The following is a 20608-nucleotide window of genomic DNA, read 5'->3' on the forward strand; positions in this document are numbered from 1 at the left end:
GATTTTTGATTCACTTCATCATTGATAATAGATCGTTAAACCTCTATCTTTGAAATCTTTGTGAAAATCGAAGTGAGTTCGATTTTTCGGAGAGGTGCCAGAGTGGTCGAATGGGCTCGCCTGGAAAGCGTGTGTACCTCGAAAGAGGTACCGAGGGTTCGAATCCCTCCCTCTCCGCTGAAATAGCCGATTATTGTTATTGAAAAACAATAATCGGCTTTTTTTATAGTCATTCAAAACTGCTAAATATTGGTTTTCTGCTTATCTTTGTAAGATCAAACGACTATACTGGATGGTGAAATATCTAATCCCAGGGATTCATTTTTGATTTCAGTGAGATATAGATGTTAAATATTCAAGCGAGATAAATTTTTAAATAAACGAGACCTGTTTTGTTTTCTCTTTTAGATGTTATACCTGATTTTTACGTTCCCTTCTTTATCTTCTTTGCCCGAATTCTTGATGTGAGTCTCGGTACCCTTCGAATCATGTTTGTGTCAAAGGGATTACGTACAAAAGCTTCCATGCTTGGATTTGTAGAGGTTTTAATCTGGATTGTGATTGTTGCACAGGTTTTTCAAAACCTGGATAACTGGGTAAATTATGTAGCATATGCCGGAGGATTTGCCACGGGAACTTTCATCGGCATGTTTATTGAAGAGCGGATGAAGGTTGGCGTACAAATTTTCAGAATAATCGTAGCCCAGGATAGTGATGTTCTTATCTCAAAGCTTCAAGAAGCAGATTTTCGGGTGACTGAGATTGATGGACAAGGTAAATTTGGTCCTGTAAAAATTCTATTTACTGTTGCAAGAAGAAAACGTTGGCAAAAGCTTGAAGAGCTGCTGAAGGAATATGCACCGGCTGCGTTCTTTTCTGTTGAAGACGTGAAAGATGTCTCAATGTTAGAGGATGAAACAGAACCTTATAAACAGGATGTTTTTACCCGGATGCTAAAGATGAAAAAAGGGCTATAGCCTAATTGTGATGATCGGAATTCCTGTAGTGTTCCCGCAGTAAATCCTTACCGAAATCCCCGTCAAAATCTCTCCAGACAGTGTGAATATGATTGGCATCATCTTGGGTATTATCAAACTCTATTAAAAAAGTTTTGCCTTGTACACGGTAATAATGGGGTTTGCCAAGTTCAGTTGCACCAGCCCATGCAAACTTAATCTCTTCAAATTCTTCACTCTTAAGATTTTCATAGCGTTTTTGCGCAAGTTCCTCCGGCATTGCTGACAAGTATTCATTAATGAGATCCAATAGAATCTTCTGTTGAGATTCATTCAATTCTCCCATCATAATGCCTTCAAAAGTCAAAGGCCCCACTTCGGTTGAGGTGGAAGTTACAATTTCCCAAAATGCTGTTTCCAGGAAAATTGCTTTGTCCAGTTGTTCATCAGACATAGACTGAATGAGCTCAATTCCATAATCTTCCTCTTTGTGCAGAGCTGTTTTCTCACCTTTTCTGGAACCTTCAGGAATAACGGACGGACGTGCACCTAAAAATCGTGGAACCAATGAAACTTCTCCCTCAACAACTGTAAAATTCAGCGAAATATGATGGCCTTCGAATGACCAAGCCCACTTTTCTTCATTTGCCGGATCTCCATAAAACGTCGTGTAGTATAATTCCGGGTTCCGAAAATCGGGATTGTTTTCAATTTCAGCCAGAACATTTTCAAGTTCCATAATGGAACGTGTTTTATCATATCCGGTTTTGCTTAGAAATTCCTGAAGAACATCAAACAATAAATCCTTTTGATTCGGATTAAGCTCTTCGAGTGGAATTCCCGGCCGCGGCCACATAGCTGCCGGTAAAAAATGCCATGTATGACGGGTCAACTCGTCAAATGGTTTTTGGGCTTTCTGAAGTTGTTCATCATTTAAAGAGTTAAGAAAAGTAGTTGCCGGGTCATTTTCCGGGATATGAAATGATGTGAATGAAATGCTTGCAAGCAGGATTATAGACAGGATGTATTTCATTGGTAGAGTTTTGTTTATGGCATCAAGCAATCTGTTTGAATGTAAACTAATCTCTTCAAACTGCCCAATGAGAATTTGGATGAGAGAAATCCCATCAACTCAATAATGAATACTCAATCAATAACTCTTGATTATTTCTCCACTGGATCCATCCATCACCAACTTTTTGAAAATTTTGATCCTGGAGTTCTACTTCCATCCAATCTTCCTGGATGCGCAACGGTTTCATAAAGACAAAATCAGTAGTCACCTGTCCGGCGTAATTAAGAGGTTTAATCCGTACGGTTTGTGGCTGATTGGGTGGGAATTCAACAGAATGAACATTGAGTAAAAAGTCCGGCCAATATATAATCTGGCCTGCATGTCGATTGACATAAGCATTTCTTTGATCGGTTTTATTGACAATGACTTCTACGAAATCCCGATTGATGGATTTAATCTTAAAGTGAAGGATTTCATAATCCATTTTGAGGTGCTCAGGAACCAACCACGGAGGAGCATAAGAAATATCGAAACGATGTCCGTCCAACTGTTGGAAAGTGATGCTATCTGAAGGAGTGTGATCAGAAACGGGTTTTTCGAAATTTGGCATTCCATAAAAGTAAAGTACGGAGTGATTGATAAAATCTGGTGTGAAGAAACCAAGCCCAAATTCAGAATTTTCATCCGGCATTTGGATATCAACTTTGGGACCTGTAGCAACTGTTGGGGCAGGTCCTGGAGTGAGTTGTGAGGATGGCCCAGAAGTTGTTTCTGAGCGTTCTCTTGTGATAAGACGATAAGCGGTGATTGCGATAAAAATGAGAAAAACTATCCCAAGTACCTGGTTAATTCGAACAATCAGTTCACGTTCTGCATAATAAGCAATGATGAACGATACGAGCAGTGCTACAAAAGCGGAAATTACTCCATATCCTAAAACAATGGCTCCGCCCGCAAGGCCCTGACCTTCGGCTGCACCTGTAATTCCCGCATAGTATACGCCTGCGAAAAAAAACACAATGATCATAAAAAAGTAGAGGAGAAGAGAGGCTGGTTTGAATAACTTTTTCATAATCAACTGAATTAGAAATTGGTCATTTTTTCTGTTGTTGATCCTTCTTCAACCGTCAGGGTAAATGTTTCTTTTTTCCCACTGTGAGTTCCAAGTGCGGTTAGAGTTACCTGGTAGGTACCCGGGTTCAAAATGAATTTCCTGGGATTGTTGGCATCCGATGTATAGGTTCTTGCTCCAGCTATGGATGTATTCGTTTCTGCATCCCTGATGTCAACCATTGCATCAACAAGTCCATCCGAACTGGTAGCACCAATCATAGCAATTCCACTTCTAAAAATGTGTTCAGTTTTCACCGTTTCATTTGCCGTGACCACTAGTCCGTCAATGGAATGTTTTCTCGCAAGTCCGTTAATTGAGATTGCCTCCAGATCCACATTATACATTCCCGGTGTTAGCCTGAACGACTTTGGATTACTGCTCGCCGATGTATACGATCTTCCGCTGGCTATCGCCGATTCGGTCTCAGCATCATAAATCTGAATCATGGCATCCACCAAACCATCCGAGCCATTTACACCGATACTTGCTATCCCACTTTTAAAATCATGCACAATTTCAACAATACCGCCACCTGTAACACTGACATCCTCAAACCGGTGAGATATTGATGAGCCATCAAGAGCAAGTGCATTTACTTCAATATCATATACGCCCGGGTTCAGTTCATAATCGTCAGTCTGACCATAAGTTCTCCCGCGGGTAACAGAACTGCCATCCTGCGAATAGATTTGAACAGCAGAATCCCAACCTTCTCCATTATTGGTGGCAATCACTCGAATCACTCCGCCATCGAAACTTACAGTTTGATGGCCGAATTGATCTTCAATACTTTCAACTCCGTAAATCGTTATCGGATTCACGTCACTATTTTCAAGCGGTGTGACTTCCAAATCATAAGTGCCTGTTGGAAGAAACAGAAATGTTGAGTCGCGATAGGTACGGCCCGTCTCTACTTTGGTACTTGTTCCCGCCTGGAAGGCAACAACAATTGCGTCAATAGGTTCATTGTTTTTAATAGCATAAATAGAAAAATTTCCCTCAGGTTCATCTACGGTAGATTCGGTTGCTTCATTCAAGACTGAACTCAGAGTTTCTGCATTTTCAGCATCATAATATTGGCCTCCGCCCGCATTTGCTGCACATTGCAGTTGTGTAGTTTCTTCTCCCTGAAGACCAAAACCAATAATGTGAAGTTTAAAATCAATGCCGTCATCTTTGGCAGCCTGCACGACTTCGCAGATATTGCCGTCGCAGGATTCAATTCCATCCGTTACCAAAATGACCGTAGCCTTTTCATCTGCTTCCCGCAACGTATTAATGACTTCAGTAGCGGAGTAGGCGAGAGGAGTCCGGCCGAGCGGTTTTATGCCGTTAAGAGTTCTGTTTACAAGAGCTTTGTCATTATTATCCATTCCAATCATAAACTCTACATCCCGACAATCTCCTTCCCGCCGGTGACCGTAAGCAAAAAGCCCCACATTTTGATTCTCAGGAAAGTTATTTATTGAAGTTGAAAGGACATCAGTGGCGATTTCCATTTTAGAAATCCCATCAATTTGGCCCCACATGGATCCACTGGCATCATAAATAAAAATAATAGGGGAGGGGGCTGAAGTTTCTTGTGCATGTACCTGAACTGCAAAGCATACCATGCAGAGAAGCAGAAATAATCGTCTCATGGTTTCTGGCTATGGTTTTGGGTGATCTACAGACAGAAATGCACATCTGCAAAGCCAACATACACAAATGAGACCATTAATCAGATTAAAAAAATTTCACTTTTTTTCACCATTCAGAGTTACAACCAGTTTTCTTGATCCACCACGATTTCTGTGTTCACAAAGATAAATTCCCTGCCAGGTACCCAAATTGAACCGCCCATTTTTTATTGGCACGGTTACGGAGTGACCCAGAATAGAACTTTTTAAATGGGAAGTCATGTCGTCAGCTCCTTCAAGTGTGTGTTCAAATAAAGACATGTCTTCGGGGACCATTCGGTTGAAGTGGGTTTCAAAATCGCGGCGAACTGATGGATCGGCGTTTTCATTGATCGTCAAACCGGCACTGGTATGTTTGATGAAAATATGAGCCAATCCTGTTTTTATCTCATTCAGCTTTTCAAGCTGAGAAGTAATTTCATTGGTGATTAAATGAAAGCCTCTAGATTTCGGAGAAAGTGTAATTTCTTTTTGATACCACATTTGTAAAGCTTTTGAATTCGGTTTTCATTTTAAAAATTAAAAACAACAAGTAGTTTAGAAATCGATCCTTCAGGGGTTTGTTCAATATGGTTGATTAAATCATAAATCCAATCGTTGAATAAGCCAGCAGATTTGCAATGGCATGTGCAATCCACCCGGGGATAATGCTACCATCTGCTACTTTCTCATTCAGATATACTTTTATGTATGAAGCAATAGCTGGAAAGAGAAAAATAACCATCAGAAAAAAGAAACTGTCTGTCACAAAAAGAAACAGGGCCGAATGAATCAAACCGAAAAGTACAGCCTGTAAAATATTGCCAATTTTGTAGTTTGTAAGGGCAATGAGTCTCTTGGCAATAAATCCCCTGAAGAGGATTTCTTCAGCAAGTGAGGTTTTAAAAACAGCGCCTACAATTAAAATGATTACAGATTCAGCATTGAATTCCATTTGCCGAAACTTACCTGTCATACTGCTTGGATCACTCATAATCCCAAAGAATTCGCTGTTGTACATACTTAAAAGTAGAAGAGGTCCTGCAATCAGCAATGACAAGAATATGGCAGAGAGATTGGCATCCGGGTTCGATTTTTTCAGACCGATATAGTCAAAGAATCCTTCTGTTTTTTTCATTTTTGTCAGGTAAAAAACAAAAGGAAGTGCGGCAAAAATCAGGATTTGCAGGACGGCAGAGATTAATTCGTTGATCATGATAGCTTTTAATTATTTATTCTCAGATAGTTCCTTAAGAGCTTATTATCATATCGAGATTCCCATCGATTAATCAATTGGCTTTTCACGTAACTTTCTTTCTCTGTCAAAAATTTCGGCAGCATCGGAGGATGTTGATGCTACCCGAAGATTCCTTTTATTACTCCTCCGTCATGGCTGATGGTTTGTCCGGTTACATAACCACTTTTTGGGGAAAGAAGCCATGCAGCAAGGGATGCGAGTTCCTCAGCCTTGCCCATCCGGCCAACAGGAACATTTTCTTCCATTTCTTTTTTGGCTTCATCATAGGTTATTCCCTGTACGCTACTATTATTTTTGATAACACGGTCAATTGCAGGGGTTTCATGAGAACCGGGTGCAAGTACGTTTACCGTTACTCCTTGTTTAGCAATTTCAAGTGCTAATGATTTTGCAAAGCCAACAACTCCCGCCCTGAATGAATTACTTAGAACCAATGAAGGCAGAGGTTGTTTTACCGACTGACTTTCAATGAATAACATACGCCCATAGTTTTTCTTTGTGAGTATGGGGGCAAGACGGATGGCAAGGTCAATTTTCCAGCGCATAACGAGCTGCCATGATGAATCCCAGTCTTTCATATCGGTTTGAAGTGGAGTGCCGGTAGGCGGACCACCTGCATTAAAAAGTACGCCATGCAATTCTCCTGATTTCGCAGCTTTTTCAATCTGATCGATAGTATCATCATAAATCAGGCTTCCCTGAATGATGTTAATCTTACCACTATAATCCTTAAATTTTTCCCTTAACAAGTCACCACGGCGGGCGACTAAAACTAATTCAGCTCCTTCTCTTAAAAGTTGCCTGGCTATGGCTTCTCCAAAACCGCTGCTGGCTCCGCAGATAATAAACCGTTGATTGGTGAGTTCTAAATCCATGAATTCAAGATTTTGTCATTACAAATTTTTGTGTACGAATTCTTTATCTGATCACTTGAAACTACCCGTTTTATTGTAGCTTTGCTACTCCTATAAACTTTATTTGAATCTTCATTTGGAGAATTACACAAGCGTTTTTCAGATCATACTAATGGACAACCGTCTTGGAATAAATCGATCAGTAAAACATTTTTAGTCTTTCGAATTTTCAAGTTTTTGAGAGTAAAAATATTTTAAGCAAAAGAATACGATTTTGGCGGAATTAACCGTATCTTGAAGGCTTCGAATTTTCACAGACTTATATCTCAAACAATGTCACAACAATTACGAAATATCGCCATCATCGCTCACGTAGACCACGGCAAAACCACGCTTGTGGATCAAATGCTGAAGCAAAGCGGCACCTTCAGAGAAAATCAGCAGGTAGCCGAACGGGTGATGGACTCCGGCGATCTTGAGAGAGAAAAGGGAATTACCATCAGCTCAAAAAACACGGCTGTAAAATGGAAGGATACAAAAATCAATATTGTAGACACTCCCGGCCACGCTGATTTTGGTGGAGAAGTGGAGCGTATCCTGAAAATGGTAAATGGTGTAATTTTGCTGGTGGATGCCGCTGAAGGGCCCCTTCCTCAAACCAAATTTGTTCTTAGAAAATCTCTGGCGCTTAACTATCGCCCCATTGTTCTTATCAATAAAATCGACCGGAAAGATGCACGGCCGGATGCTGTTTTAAATGAGATTTTTGACCTGTTTGTTTCTCTGGATGCAACCGACGAACAATTGGATTTCCCAGTTCTCTATGCGATTGGGATTGATGGAATTGCTAAAACAGAACTCGAAGACGAGGGGAAAGATTTATCCCCATTGTTTGATTTGATTGTGAATCATATCCCACCGCCAGAACAAATTTCCGATTCACCTTTTAAAATGTTGGTCAGCAGTGTTGACTGGAATGATTATGTTGGCCGAATTGCCATCGGCAGGGTTGAGCAGGGTACCATCAAGACCAACCAGGAAATTGTATTGATGGACCGAAAGGGAAATCAAAAAGCAAAGGCAAAAGCTACCAAGTTGTTTACGTTTAACGGTTTGAATCGTGAACCCGTTGATCAGGCCAATGCCGGTGATATTTTTGCACTTGCCGGATATGAAGCCGTTGAGATCGGTGATACTCTCACACACATTTCCGATCCAACACCTATCGAATATTTCGATATCGATCAGCCAACAATGGCAATGTATTTTCGGGTCAATAATTCACCTTTTGCAGGTCGTGAAGGGGATTATGTGACATCGAATATGATCAAAGATCGCCTTCAGAAGGAGATTCGAACAAATGTATCCATCCACGTTGAACAAACAGATAATCCGGATATTTTTAAAGTATCCGGCCGGGGAGAACTTCAGTTGGCTATTCTCACGGAAACCATGAGACGTGAAGGATATGAATTTGCTGTTTCCCGTCCCGAAGTTCTTTATCGGGAAGTGAATGGTCAACTCCAGGAACCGTTTGAGGAAGTGGTGATTGATGTTCATTCGGACTACAGCAATAAAGTGATTGACAATCTCCAGAAACGAAAAGGGATCATGACATCGATGGTCCAGGAAGGGGAAAATCACCGGATTGAATTTAGTGTTCCTTCAAGAGGTTTGATTGGTTTTCGTGGAGAAATGTTAACAGAAACCCGCGGAACAGGTATTATGCATCAGCAATTTTCGGAGTACAAAGAGTTTGCCGGAGACATTCCGGGACGAACCCGAGGTGCACTGATTGCTCTTGAACAGGGTGATGTTACATCGTATGCACTGGAAGGATTACAGGATCGGGGTCAGTTTCTTGTTGAGCCTGGCAATCCTGTTTATGCCGGACAGGTTGTTGGAGTGAACAACCGTGTGGATGATTTGGTTGTGAATGTTGTGAAGAAGAAAAATCTAACCAATCACCGCGCCACTCAAACAGCCGATTCAGTTAAGATTTCTCAAGCTAAAAAAATGACTCTAGAGCAGTGCATTGAATTCATCGATAATGATGAACTTCTTGAAGTGACTCCTGAAAGTCTAAGAATTAGAAAATTGCACCTGGATCATAACGACAGAAAGCGGGCAGAGAAAAAGAAAGAAGCTGTAGAACAGTAATAAAAGTCTGCTTTGAATGATGATTTTTGCGGCTCAGTCATTTTTTGACTGAGCCTTTTTTGTTTCTACTATTTTTTTGACAAGGAATTGAAAATAGTTTTCAGTTGTTGATAAAGGGAATTGAAAACAGATCCCTCTATGAAGAATATTAACAGTTACCGGGTTTTTAATAACAACGATCATAAACCAAATAAAGATGGCGATTTTGTAGTCTACTGGATGCAGAATACCCGACGATTTCATTACAATTTTGGTTTGGAGTACGCGGTTAGCTGGGCAAACAAACTTGGGAAACCACTTCTCATTTACGAGGCTTTTTCATGCCACTACCGCTGGGCAACTGATCGCTCACATACATTTATGATGCAGGGAATGAAAGAGCATTTGGATTTTGCGGAGAAACAAGATCTCAACTACCTCACGTTTTGTGAACAAAAGCCCGGCCAAATTGATAGCATGGTGATGGAAATTTTTGACAGGGCTTCAATCATAATTTCTGATGAGTTCCCGATTTTCATCATCAAAAAGAGCAATGAGAAATATTCCCGGAAAGTAAATATTCCATATATCACGGTTGACAGTAATGGCATCATCCCGCTGGGTATTACGGACAAAGATCCGTACAGTGCATACTTGTTTAGAAAAATCATGCAGAAACATTTCGTGGAAGCATATACTCATCCACCAAAGAAAGATCCACTGGATGACCTTGAGCACACGGATAAAATCAGAGGGTTGACAGAAATCACAGACAAGTATCCTTCCGGTAAAGAAGCACTTTCAGAGATTGAATCATTTGTTTCTAAGCTGGAGATCAATCATTCCGTCAAGCCGATAGATTGGGAGGGAACTCGTAAAGCCGGTCTCGGTATGTTGGGGCAGTTCATCTCTAATGGATTGTTTGATTATGGTGACAAAAGAAATGATCCGGATGAACAAAAAACGAGTCACTTGAGCCCGTGGCTACATTTTGGAAAAGTATCTGTTTTCGAGATTGTTCGTGCCGTTTTTGATCATCAACCGGATGATTGGAGTCTTGATCGAATAACATTTAATGCCGGTTCAAGAGAAGGGTTTTTTAATGGGGATTCAAATATTTCGAAATTTCTGGATGAGTTAATTACATGGCGGGAAGTGGGATTTCATTTTGCTCACCACCGTCCGGATTACGATCAGTTTGATAGTTTGCCGGATTGGGCCCGTGATACATTGAATGAGCATCGCGGCGATTCCAGGGAGTGGAATTATTCATACAATGAACTGGCGGAAGCGAAGACACATGATGAACTTTGGAATGCTGCTCAAACACAACTTCGAGAGGAGGGGATCATCCACAATTATTTGCGAATGCTATGGGGGAAAAAAGTTATTGAATGGACACCTGATCCTGAAACTGCTCTTAAGTACCTGATTGATTTGAATAATACGTATGCTATTGATGGTCGTGATCCGAACAGTTACACCGGAATTTTCTGGTGCTTCGGCCGCTTTGACAGGGCTTGGCAGGAGCGATCCATTTTTGGAAAAATCCGTTACATGACCAGTGAGAGTACTCGAAAAAAAGTAAAAATAAATCAATATCTGGCTCAGTATAGAAATCAAACCAATCCGCTGTAATATCGATAAATTAGCCTATAATGTATTATTATCGATAAATTAGCCTATAATGTATTATTATCGGTAAATTAAACGATAAATTGAAAATATCGAATAAAATACCGATATTGAAGTATGAAAAGTACAATAACCGGAGATATCGTATATTCACAGTCAGTTGAAAAGCCAGACATTTGGTTAAATCCATTAAAAAAATTGTTCTTAAAGTTTGGTGATTCCCCCGCAGATTGGGAGATCTACAGAGGCGATAGCTTTCAATTAACGGTAGCTACCAAAGATGCGGTAAGAGTTGCAATTCTCATTAAATCTGTCATCAAAAAACAAAAGTCTAAAAAACTTGATGTAAGGCTGGCAATTGGCGTTGGAAAGGAAGATGTGTATGCCAATCGAGTTAGTGAAGCCTATAGCGAAGCGTTTGTTTACTCCGGCCAGTTATTAGATGCATTAAAAGAGAAAAAAATCCATCTTGGAATAAAATCACCTTGGAATGATTTTGACAAAGAATTCAATATGATGTTTAAACTGGCATTAGTTATAATGAATTCGTGGACAAGCAATTCTGCCGAAGTTGCTGAACTTCTGTTTAGCATTTCAGGAATTACCCAAGTAGAAATTGCTGAGAAGCTTGGAATAGCACAATCCTCTGTGAACGACAGGATTAAAAGAGGAGCGATTTATGAAATCATGGAAATGGAGCAGTATTTCCGAGAAAGAATTGAAAACAAACCGTACTACTAAATTCAGGATATGATTCTAGTAAAATTGATCCTCGCACATATTATTGGCGATTTTTTCTTGCAAAGAGCTAAATGGATTGAAAGTAAGGAGAGAAAAAAATGGTTTTCGCCACATTTGTTCCTACATGTGTTCATCCATTTTATATTGGTGATGTTGATTTTATGGGATTTTAGCGGATTGCCGGCTGCACTTATCATTATGATTACTCATTATTTTATTGATGGATTTAAACTTAGTTTTCAGAATGAAAAAACGAAAGGTTTCTGGTTTGGGGCTGACCAGGTTGCTCACCTTCTTGTACTCGTTTTAGCCTGGAATTTCTTCTGGGGCGGGACAATGATCGGCGGACTAAGCGACCAATTTTGGATTGTGTTAACAGGATTGCTTTTTCTTACATATCCAGCTTCGTATATCATGCAGTATATTATGGATCCGTGGAACGAACAAATTGAACTGGATCAGAAAGAGTCTCTCCGCGGAGCGGGTAAATATATCGGAATGCTGGAAAGGGTTTTTGTCTATCTTGCCTTTATGACTGGAAATGCACAGGTGATTGGTTTTTTATTGGCGGCTAAATCTGTTTTTCGGTTTGGAGATTTAACAAAGTCTAAAGACCGAAAATTAACTGAATATATTCTGATAGGAACTCTCTTCAGTTTTTTAATGGCAATTATTGCCGGGCTTTTGAGTACAAGATTTTATATGCTTTAGAAATTTAAAGCTGATCAATCAATTCAGTAACAAGCTTCGCAAAATCTTCCTTTCGGCTTTCGGCTGCTTCTTTCACTTCAGAATGATCTAATTTCCCTGATGAAAGACCGGCCGCCATATTCGTAACCAAGGATATCGCTGCTGCGGGTATTTTAAGTCTTGAAGCTTCCATTAACTCGGGTGCTGTACTCATGCCAACCACATCAACCCCAAGCCGCTGAAAAGCAGTAATTTCGGCTTTGGTTTCATAATTCGGACCTTTTACATAGAGGTATGTGCCTCGTTGGATATCTAACCCGATAGAGGATGCGATTCCTCTAACCCTTTCTGAAACAGGGTAAAGGTTATACCGAAACGTATTGGAAGGTTTGATAGATATTTTTTGAAAAAGTCGAAAAATATCATCGATGACCATTAAATCTCCCACTTTAAACTGAGAATTTACTGCTCCGGCAGCGTTTGAAATTATGACTTTATTTGCATCGAATTCTTTTGCGATGTGGATGGGAAGGACGGTAGTAGAAAAGGGAAATCCTTCGTAATGATGAAACCGGCCCGAAAAGATCAGAACAGATTTATTTCTAACTTTACCGGAGATCAACATTCCGTCATGGCCGTGGACAGAAGTAACCGGGAAATGAGGTATTGTGTGATAAGGAACTTTTACGGGATGATCTATTGAATCTGTAAATCCACTTAAGCCCGAACCAAGAATTACCGCTGCCTCAAACGATTCAGGAAAGCCTTGTTTTACCAGAAATTTTTTCGCTTCGAACGTTGGCTCAGAAAATTTCATCCTGAAATATTTTCGATGGAGTATCCTTTCTTTTGATCATGTGAAACCAGTTTAAACAATGGAGAAACCGTTTCGTGATAAGCCATAATAGTATATTTTTGCTCAAAAGCCAGTTTCTGAAGTTCTTCTCTTTTCTTCAGACTTTTTTCTGGTTCTTCATCATATTTGGCTTTATACGTTCTATTGATTGCTCCTCGTGTTCCAATTACATCCCCGGCCATCAAATAACGGTCATCTCCATTTTCATAAAATAATACCTGATGGAATTTTGTGTGGCCACCAATTCGCTCAACTCTTACATGTGGAATTGGATTGTCTTCTTCTGCCAGAAAGTTTAAATCAGCCTTATTGTCAACAAAGTGAAAAAATTCGATTTCATCTTCATTATGCTCATCAATGGTTTCCTGTAAACGTTTCCATCCGTCTTTTGAAACCCAAATGGATGCATCCGGAAACGTTAATTCCCAAAAACCGTGTTTTCTGTTCGCCAGTCCACCCATGTGATCAAAATGAAGATGACTGATGAAAATATCTGTAATATCATATTCATTCAGAGAATGTTCAGCGAGATTATTGTGCATGGTATCAATGGACGAATCCTCTCCAAACAAGTCACCTATTCCGGCATCAAAGAGAATGTTATGATTTTCCTTTTGAATCAGAAAAGGATTGATTGAAAGTTTAAGAGCGCCTTTATTTGGAGGATCACTTTTCGTAATTCTTTCAAATTCTTCATCTCTCCCTACTGAAAACGTTCCCTCATACAGAGAGCTTACAAGTGTTTTGTTATTCATATTACAACCAAGAGATCTGCTGTCAAACAGACTGCTTTATTTATTTCTGTTTTCGAATTTTTCGTATGCCTCAATGATATCCCGGACCAATTTGTGGCGAACAACATCATTTTGGTCGAGATAAACGAAAGAAATCCCATGTATTCCCTGGAGAATTTTTTGAATGGATACAAGTCCGGATTCCTGTTTTCTGGGAAGGTCGGTTTGCGTGACATCACCTGTAATGATTGCACGGCTGTTAAACCCGATTCGTGTTAAAAACATTTTCATCTGAGTATTGGTGGCATTTTGAGCCTCATCCAATATTACAAAGGCATTGTTTAAAGTACGTCCACGCATATAGGCTAATGGAGCAATTTCAATGATATTCTTTGCAAGCTGAAATTCAAGCTTGTCGAATTCAATCATTTCTTCAAGAGCATCGTAGAGGGGGCGGAGATAAGGATCAATTTTTTCCTTAAGATCACCCGGAAGAAAGCCAAGATTTTCACCGGCTTCGACAGCGGGCCTTGCAAGAATAATTTTTTTTACCTTGCGTTCTTTTAATGCTCTTACTGCAAGTGCAACCGAGGTATACGTTTTGCCGGTTCCTGCAGGACCAATTGCAAACAGGATATCATTTTTTTCGGATGATTTGACAATTTCCCGCTGACCTGCGGTTTTGGCGGTTATAGCCTCACCGGTAAATGTGTGCAAAATCGTATCGCCTGTATCGGTATCTTCTGGCGGTGCCCACATCTTAGATTTGCCCCTTTCAGATTTATCAGCAAGTGCCAATAGCGTAGAAAGATCACTTTGTTGAATCTGGCCATTGCGTTTGGCGAGGCGAATCATCTCCTCTATTATTTCCCGGACGGATTCTACATCTGATTCCGGCCCAAGGATTTTTACACGGTTTCCCCGTGCGGTAATTTTTGTGGATGGAAAAGCCCGATCAAGCTGATTGAGATGTTCATCTGAAAATCCCAACAGAACAACCGGTTCAATATCCTCAATGAAAAGAGTTTCTTCTGAAATTTGTTGTGATGTTTCGATAAATACAGTCCTTTATAGTTAACAAATCAAAAATAACAAATATTTGTGATTACTTAAGCCACTGTGTTTGAACCTGATCGAGCAGCTTTCTCTAATGTTGTTATTGCATTGGGGATGTTATCGGCCTTAAAAACACTACTTCCGGCCACTAAGACATCTACTCCTTTAGAAACAAGTTTCTTGGCATTTTTTGTTCCCACGCCTCCGTCCACTTCAATCAGAAAGGAAAGCTGCAACTGATCTCTTAATGCGGTGAGCTGAACAATTTTATCATAACTGCTTTCAATAAACGCTTGTCCTCCAAAACCGGGATTGACGGTCATAATCAACACCAGGTCTACATCGACGAGGATAGGTACAAGTAAATCCACGCTTGTTGCCGGATTAATTACAACTCCAGTCATGCATCCGTTTTCTTTGATATTCTGAATTGTTCTGTGAAGATGCGGACAGGTTTCATAATGTACAGAAATGAGATCTGCTCCGGCATCTGCAAAATCGTCAATGAAGAGGTCCGGGTTTTCCATCATTAAATGAACATCAAGAAATGCTTCAGGAGTAAGGGAGCGCACAGTTTTCACCATTCCGGGTCCAAAGCTGATATTGGGTACAAAGTGGCCATCCATGATATCACAATGGATCCATTGGATGCCGTGGTCAGTACACTCTGAGATTTGATCGCCCAGTCTGGAAAAGTCTGCCGCAAGAATCGATGGAGCCAGAACGGGAAGATTAAAATTCATTTTATGCTAATTGGTTCAGTTTTGATTTTGAGAGCTGGTAGATGTCGAATCATCAATTATAGCTCCGGATTCGCTTTCTTCACGGGCATCGAAACGTTCAGCAACTACAAGCTGAAGGGATTCGCCTTCGGTGAGTTGTTCTTCATTTGGAGTGAATGAGATAACCGTGTTGGGTGTATACTCGCGACTTGGCTGGAAGCGAACTTCACCCACGCGCAAACCAGCTCTTGTTATGTTTTGTTGAGCTTCTGACAAACGCATACCTACAATATCAGGGACCTCAACAATACGCGATCCCAATCCATCACTTACCGCAAGATTTACAACGGTACCACGGGCAACGGAATCTCCGGGAGCCACGGATTGCCTTAAAATGGTATTTCTAAATCGGGATGATTCATAACTTTTTGTACCTACCGTCAATCCATGGTTTTCAAGCTGAATTTCAGCATTTCTTAAAGACATATTTACTACATCAGGTACAACAGTCTGTGGGGTCTGAGCTGTATTGACAGTCAGATAGATTTTGCGGTTTGGTTTTACAATTTGTTGCGGAGATGGGGACTGATCAATAATGTAATTTGCAGGATATGCAGAATGTGCACGGCGGTCAAGTACTTCATGCCTGAGGCCATATTCATCCAATAGTTCAGCAGCCTCGTCGAGCGATATTTTTGTGACATCCGGGACGGTGACCCCTTCATTGTAATTGGTATAAGTCGGCATGATGAGAAAATCCAACAAAAGTGCCACTACCAAACCGAGAGCAATCAGGCTTCCAAGAAAGATGTATAATCTTCTGTCTCGAAGAATTAATTTTAGTTTTTCAATAAAACGATCCATCTAAAAACGATAGGTTAAAGTGAATTGCTTACCGGGTACAACGCTTGAAGTTGCCAATAGCCTGTTTTGTTTCACTTTTAGTGTAAAATATGCATCAAACGCCGAAATAATATGATTGGCAATCAAGATGGATACAAAATATCCGCCGCGTCTGAAATCAGTATTAAATTGATCTCCGATTTGAGCTCCCTGGTAGAAAAATGGACTTGCATACGCACCCCCTCTGTCTATTTGATATCTGTCGTCATAAAAAATATCGGTATGGCCAATAGTATCATGGAAATCATTATAGTCTTTCCAGCCCGCCTGGTATTGATAGTATTTGGAAAGTAATTCGTAATATTGCTGACTTCCGTAGTCGGGTAAGGTGTGTGAGAAATTACTGTTTATTTGGGCGTCTGATGTGATATAAAGTGTGTTTCGTTCAACAGCCCGTAAAACATTCAAATCAATCTTTTCCCAGTCTGTTTGAATATTAAACGTTGCTTCTTCACCCTCTACCATTTCACGTAATTCATCAATGTGAGGATTATCGAGGTCATTAACCTCATGATATCTTACCAACCAATTAGAGTATTCTACAACACTCCAGTTTCTGTTGGCCCACTTTTCAAAGTCTCTTTCTCCATTTCGTGCTTTATTTCGGTTATCCACAAATAAATACACTGATGCAACCTCTACACCAAGAAACAGACCTGCTTTCCACCAACTATTATTCTTTATTTGTCCGGAACCAGGCATAACCAAAGAACTGAAGAAAGCATGAAATTTACTTCCATTTCGGATAGCATATTCTTCTTCATAGGATTGAACGGCAGATTCCCTAAGAAGGAGAGGGGTGACTACATAGTAGTTTTTATTCTGGGCCTGATTATTTGTTTTAACTTCAACAATCGGGTCATCACCCAAAGAAGCCAACTCCTGAGCATTTGCACGGATTGATAGCAGCAGGATGATTATGCAAAGTAATGGAATTTTCAAAACTGATTGAAATCAAAGGTTAAACCAAAGTAAATAAGTAATTCCTTGCCGTAATTTAAAGAGTTTTCAGATGATGTGGATATAAATTGGTCTGGCAATGTAACGTTAAATCGACTGAAACCATACGTTGTACTTATAAAGAATTTAAGTGGGAAAAGATAATAACTATTTAAAGCAAACCTCAATTCAGTTCCAATCCCGGTTTTTATATTGGTTCCTATGTCCAGCGGACCTCCCCATCCATTGCCGGCTTCAAAGAATAAATGCGCATAAAGTTTATCTAAAGAATAAGCTCCTATCTGTTTATTGATATCTCTTTTAATGGGTGTCAGAAGAGAAAGCCGTCCCCATGCCGTGCGTTGGCCACCAATTGCAAAATAGGGATATGAACGCATTCCTGTTAATCCACCGACATAATCAAGATAAAAATAGTCTTCTTGCTCATTAAAGTAACTGAAAATTCGGGTGGTTAACATTGTGTGAAATTTATCACCCAAAGAACCACCAAACTGATTTTTTAATTCTATTGAGTAGTTTGTCTTTTTAGAATAGACTGGTGAGAGTGAACCGTCTTCTATTTCAAATTCCTGTAGCAAACGTCCGTTTTCAACGCGAAATGTTGTAGTCGCCATTGCACCCTCGGTAGCAATATCGGTATGGCGTGAGGGAACTCTTGTATCTACATAATATGAAGCCGAATAAGAAGCTCCTTTGAAGTATTCTGTTGTTGAACCTGGAATAAACTCATTGTATTCATCGGAAAAGAAACCATCTGTCGCAACGCTGTAAGGAGAATAAGAGGCTCCCAGTTCAAACAAACTCCATTGATTTAGTTTACTTCTCAGGAAAAGGTTGGCTTCCCAAACATTGTAACGAATATCAATAGATTTTTGAATGGGAAAACAAGAGGTACACGGAAATTCTTCAATGCTGATTCCATCCCGAACATTTCTCTTAAGATTATAAACTTCGAGACTGATGGTGGGAGACCAACTTCTTTTGATAAACGGAATTCCCCTTTGATCGATAATTATAAACATATCACGATCGAGATTATTCAGGCGGTTGGGGGAGATAAAATCAGAAAAGCTTTCCGCTTCCAGTGAACCCCATCCAAACATGGCGCCACCGAAAATACTGAGTCTTTCAGTTACCTCTCTTGACGTGAAGTAAGCTCCTGCCTTAAAATCTCTGATGAGGTTTTTTCCAACGTCTCCGAATTTTCCGTCTCCGATCAATCGAATATTACTTCCCTTCAGTTTGGAATAATTATCAAACCGAACCACAGGAATAATACTAAGCCCGGTTGTGGTTTGGCTATAGGGCCGCCAGGTGAAATCGGTATCAGAAAGAGATGTTTCGTCAATTACGATTTTCTGTTCGGTGTTGGATGCTTTTAACGAATCGTGAATGAGTGACAGATCGCGGACATTATCATAAGCAGCGATACCTGATAATGATTGATCTCTTTCAGTTTGAACCAAATCATTTATTTGATGCGTTTTCCGAAATTCAGGCAGTGGAATTGCAGAAATTTTATAACCACTGGCTTTGTATTCAGAAAAGAACAGAGAGTCTTTCGAAGCGAATGGCATAAATGCCCCACCATAAACATTGGTGATTTTCTGAATAGAATTTTGATCGGTGCGCTTCCGGTAAATGTTGAAAATTCCATTTGCATCGGACGAGAAATATAAAAAATCGCCTTCAGCATCCATCCACGGATCTCTGAAATCTGTCCGCTCATCACGAAATAGGGGAGTTATTTCACCGGATTCAACATCAATTTCATAGAGATTTCGGTTGTTCAAATCTGCAGAGGAAAAGTAAATTATATCGCCTTCAGGAGACCAAACAGGTGTATAAATGGTTTCTCCTTTGGTGAAATTTGTGAGCTGTTTTATTTTATTTTCACCGGGTTCTAAAAGCACAATATTTTGTGTTCCCTGTTTAAGTTGAACGCCAGCAATCAGGCTGTCGGACGGATGCCAGGAAGGATCTTGTATGCGTGCGTCTTTCGTGATTTTCCGGTTCTTCAGAGAGTCGATTTCAAAAATGTAAATATCGTGATATTGTTCTCCGACTTTATTTGTGGCTGTTTTACTGTACACAATTTTTTTCCCGTCTGGAGAAAAGCTGAAACGGTTTCCAACAAAATCGATAGCTAACCCCGATTGATCATAAATGCCCAATGAATGATTCTGAGTGGAGTTATCCAACATCGGATTTGTGAATTCATCCACTTCAAGTGTAGAATCCGGTGTTTGAATGAGGAGTTGAGTGGTTCCATAATCACGCTCACGATTCGTTAAATAAGCGAATATCTTTTCGTTTGGATCGTATTGAGGATAGAAATTCATAAATCCACGTTTTTCGATCGTAACTATTTCTCCGGGTTCAATTCCCTCAACTTGCTTTACATATTTTTCTTTCCGATCACGAATCCACTCTTCATACAATTCTTTACCCGGTACACCTGTTACGGCTTCCATCACCGTTCCAAAATTATCACTTCCTTCAGACGACTCCCATGCAAGTTCAGCGATTGTTTTCTCACCGAATCGATCCGCTAAATAGCTCACAAAGTCAAATCCCTGGTTGTAAACCGTTTCTCTTTCAATACTCGTTTTCGAACTGAAATGGCCCATCTCAACAAAATTGAGAGTATTGTTGTAGAGAATATTCATGCGAAGAATCATATCCCGGTGGCTATCCCAGTAATCGTAATAGATATTTTCCCGCATGTATTGAGCCGTTCCTTCCGAAAACCAAGCAGGAATACTGGCTGTGGAGAATGGATGAGTAATAATGCCATTGGGTGATCCATAAAGCACATCCGGGCGGCGGACATCTTCATAAGAAAGCCATTGAAAGTAGATGGATTGAATGATGGGTGGACGTTTCATAGAAGCCCCCATTTGCACAATATGAGTAAATTCGTGTGTGATGACATTTCGCAACCATTGATGAGTTCCGCGCAGAGGCGTATCCAGTGGTGGAATCCAAATATCAATTTTATCATCAAAAAAATAAGCGGCCCCATTGGAGTAATCTTCTCTGTCTCTCAAAACAATGCTGACTTTCCGGCCGGGTTCATATTCATAAAGTTCTGTGATAGGTGTGTAAATCTCTTGAGCGACCAAAGAGGCAACGCCGGCTGTAGTTTCACTTCCTTCCTGGTAATGAATGAAGAAATGTTCGCCTTCAATCGTGTACCAGGGGAGATGATTGTAAGAAAATTCAATGTCTGAAGGAGAGATTTGCGCCATCAAGTGCAATGGAAATACGCTTAAGATCAAGCAAAGGTAAAAATGATATGTAATAAATCTTTTCAC

Annotated in this window: 18 protein-coding genes and 1 tRNA gene; 6 read left to right on the forward strand and 13 right to left on the reverse strand. The window is 40.2% G+C overall.

What is annotated here, in order from left to right; genetic code table 11:
• The first annotated feature begins 88 nt into the window (after positions 1-88).
• Positions 89-177 (forward strand) — tRNA-Ser (locus L0B18_RS11905).
• Between the two features lie 215 nt (positions 178-392).
• Positions 393-977, forward strand: coding sequence for a DUF2179 domain-containing protein (locus L0B18_RS11910; protein WP_234572004.1), 585 nt, complete (start codon positions 393-395; stop codon positions 975-977).
• Position 978: 1 nt separating this feature from the next.
• Here L0B18_RS11910 and L0B18_RS11915 read toward each other — a convergent pair whose 3' ends face one another.
• The 6 genes from L0B18_RS11915 to L0B18_RS11940 all read right to left on the reverse strand — a co-directional run bounded on the left by L0B18_RS11915 (position 979) and on the right by L0B18_RS11940 (position 6876).
• Positions 979-1989, reverse strand: coding sequence for a DUF3500 domain-containing protein (locus L0B18_RS11915; RefSeq protein WP_234572005.1), 1011 nt, complete (start codon positions 1987-1989; stop codon positions 979-981).
• A 94-nt stretch (positions 1990-2083) separates the two neighbouring features.
• Entirely contained in the window at positions 2084-3043 is a 960-nt protein-coding gene (locus tag L0B18_RS11920; protein WP_234572006.1) for a hypothetical protein, read from the reverse strand.
• Between the two features lie 11 nt (positions 3044-3054).
• Complete coding sequence (locus L0B18_RS11925) at positions 3055-4725, reverse strand: VWA domain-containing protein (RefSeq protein WP_234572007.1); 1671 nt, start codon at positions 4723-4725, stop codon at positions 3055-3057.
• 96 nt (positions 4726-4821) lie between these two features.
• Positions 4822-5247 carry a secondary thiamine-phosphate synthase enzyme YjbQ gene (locus tag L0B18_RS11930; RefSeq protein ID WP_234572008.1) on the reverse strand — a complete coding sequence of 142 codons (426 nt, stop codon included), beginning with the start codon at positions 5245-5247 and terminating at the stop codon, positions 4822-4824.
• A gap of 94 nt (positions 5248-5341) precedes the next feature.
• Entirely contained in the window at positions 5342-5959 is a 618-nt protein-coding gene (locus L0B18_RS11935) for a CPBP family intramembrane glutamic endopeptidase (protein ID WP_234572009.1), read from the reverse strand.
• 140 nt (positions 5960-6099) lie between these two features.
• The gene (locus L0B18_RS11940; RefSeq protein ID WP_234572010.1) at positions 6100-6876 is read right to left on the reverse strand and encodes an SDR family oxidoreductase; all 777 of its coding nucleotides are present in this window, start codon (positions 6874-6876) and stop codon (positions 6100-6102) included.
• A 312-nt stretch (positions 6877-7188) separates the two neighbouring features.
• Between L0B18_RS11940 and typA the strand changes: the two genes are divergently transcribed.
• From typA to L0B18_RS11960, 4 genes are all read left to right on the forward strand, one after another.
• On the forward strand, positions 7189-9015 hold the full coding sequence (gene typA / locus L0B18_RS11945) for a translational GTPase TypA (protein ID WP_234572011.1): 1827 nt from the start codon (positions 7189-7191) through the stop codon (positions 9013-9015).
• Positions 9016-9153: 138 nt separating this feature from the next.
• A complete protein-coding gene (locus tag L0B18_RS11950) occupies positions 9154-10632 on the forward strand; it encodes a hypothetical protein (protein WP_234572012.1) in 1479 nt (492 codons plus the stop codon).
• A gap of 114 nt (positions 10633-10746) precedes the next feature.
• Complete coding sequence (locus L0B18_RS11955; RefSeq protein ID WP_234572013.1) at positions 10747-11370, forward strand: winged helix-turn-helix transcriptional regulator; 624 nt, start codon at positions 10747-10749, stop codon at positions 11368-11370.
• A gap of 9 nt (positions 11371-11379) precedes the next feature.
• Positions 11380-12081 carry a DUF3307 domain-containing protein gene (locus L0B18_RS11960; protein ID WP_234572014.1) on the forward strand — a complete coding sequence of 234 codons (702 nt, stop codon included), beginning with the start codon at positions 11380-11382 and terminating at the stop codon, positions 12079-12081.
• A gap of 4 nt (positions 12082-12085) precedes the next feature.
• On the opposite strand, the gene L0B18_RS11965 is transcribed toward L0B18_RS11960, so the two are convergent.
• From L0B18_RS11965 to L0B18_RS11995, 7 genes are all read right to left on the reverse strand, one after another.
• Complete coding sequence (locus tag L0B18_RS11965; RefSeq protein ID WP_234572015.1) at positions 12086-12877, reverse strand: purine-nucleoside phosphorylase; 792 nt, start codon at positions 12875-12877, stop codon at positions 12086-12088.
• Positions 12874-13671: an MBL fold metallo-hydrolase gene (locus L0B18_RS11970; RefSeq protein WP_234572016.1), complete on the reverse strand. Its 798-nt coding sequence runs from the start codon at positions 13669-13671 to the stop codon at positions 12874-12876. The genes L0B18_RS11965 and L0B18_RS11970 overlap by 4 nt, the downstream gene beginning before the upstream one ends.
• A gap of 36 nt (positions 13672-13707) precedes the next feature.
• Positions 13708-14688, reverse strand: coding sequence for a PhoH family protein (locus L0B18_RS11975; RefSeq protein WP_370647587.1), 981 nt, complete (start codon positions 14686-14688; stop codon positions 13708-13710).
• Positions 14689-14759: 71 nt separating this feature from the next.
• Positions 14760-15449: a ribulose-phosphate 3-epimerase gene (rpe, locus tag L0B18_RS11980; protein WP_234572018.1), complete on the reverse strand. Its 690-nt coding sequence runs from the start codon at positions 15447-15449 to the stop codon at positions 14760-14762.
• A gap of 15 nt (positions 15450-15464) precedes the next feature.
• Positions 15465-16292: a PASTA domain-containing protein gene (locus L0B18_RS11985; RefSeq protein ID WP_234572019.1), complete on the reverse strand. Its 828-nt coding sequence runs from the start codon at positions 16290-16292 to the stop codon at positions 15465-15467.
• Positions 16293-17273 (reverse strand): DUF5683 domain-containing protein, encoded by a 981-nt coding sequence (locus tag L0B18_RS11990; RefSeq protein WP_234572020.1) that lies wholly within the window; start codon positions 17271-17273, stop codon positions 16293-16295. It lies immediately after the preceding gene.
• A complete protein-coding gene (locus L0B18_RS11995) occupies positions 17270-20542 on the reverse strand; it encodes a TolB family protein (protein ID WP_234572021.1) in 3273 nt (1090 codons plus the stop codon). The genes L0B18_RS11990 and L0B18_RS11995 overlap by 4 nt, the downstream gene beginning before the upstream one ends.
• Between the last annotated feature and the right edge of the window lie 66 nt (positions 20543-20608).

It is taken from the genome of Rhodohalobacter sp. 614A, assembly GCF_021462415.1.
Classification (GTDB): Bacteria; Bacteroidota; Rhodothermia; order Balneolales; family Balneolaceae; genus Rhodohalobacter.

Coding starts and splice junctions, on each gene's coding strand:
- typA (WP_234572011.1), top strand. CDS start 7,189: ATGTCACAACAATTACGAAATATCGCCATCATCGCTCACGTAGACCAC.
- L0B18_RS11970 (WP_234572016.1), bottom strand. CDS start 13,671: ATGAATAACAAAACACTTGTAAGCTCTCTGTATGAGGGAACGTTTTCA.
- L0B18_RS11950 (WP_234572012.1), top strand. CDS start 9,154: ATGAAGAATATTAACAGTTACCGGGTTTTTAATAACAACGATCATAAA.
- L0B18_RS11955 (WP_234572013.1), top strand. CDS start 10,747: ATGAAAAGTACAATAACCGGAGATATCGTATATTCACAGTCAGTTGAA.
- L0B18_RS11965 (WP_234572015.1), bottom strand. CDS start 12,877: ATGAAATTTTCTGAGCCAACGTTCGAAGCGAAAAAATTTCTGGTAAAA.
- L0B18_RS11935 (WP_234572009.1), bottom strand. CDS start 5,959: ATGATCAACGAATTAATCTCTGCCGTCCTGCAAATCCTGATTTTTGCC.
- L0B18_RS11995 (WP_234572021.1), bottom strand. CDS start 20,542: ATGGCGCAAATCTCTCCTTCAGACATTGAATTTTCTTACAATCATCTC.
- L0B18_RS11915 (WP_234572005.1), bottom strand. CDS start 1,989: ATGAAATACATCCTGTCTATAATCCTGCTTGCAAGCATTTCATTCACA.
- L0B18_RS11985 (WP_234572019.1), bottom strand. CDS start 16,292: ATGGATCGTTTTATTGAAAAACTAAAATTAATTCTTCGAGACAGAAGA.
- L0B18_RS11960 (WP_234572014.1), top strand. CDS start 11,380: ATGATTCTAGTAAAATTGATCCTCGCACATATTATTGGCGATTTTTTC.
- L0B18_RS11940 (WP_234572010.1), bottom strand. CDS start 6,876: ATGGATTTAGAACTCACCAATCAACGGTTTATTATCTGCGGAGCCAGC.
- L0B18_RS11920 (WP_234572006.1), bottom strand. CDS start 3,043: ATGAAAAAGTTATTCAAACCAGCCTCTCTTCTCCTCTACTTTTTTATG.
- L0B18_RS11925 (WP_234572007.1), bottom strand. CDS start 4,725: ATGAGACGATTATTTCTGCTTCTCTGCATGGTATGCTTTGCAGTTCAG.
- L0B18_RS11930 (WP_234572008.1), bottom strand. CDS start 5,247: ATGTGGTATCAAAAAGAAATTACACTTTCTCCGAAATCTAGAGGCTTT.
- rpe (WP_234572018.1), bottom strand. CDS start 15,449: ATGAATTTTAATCTTCCCGTTCTGGCTCCATCGATTCTTGCGGCAGAC.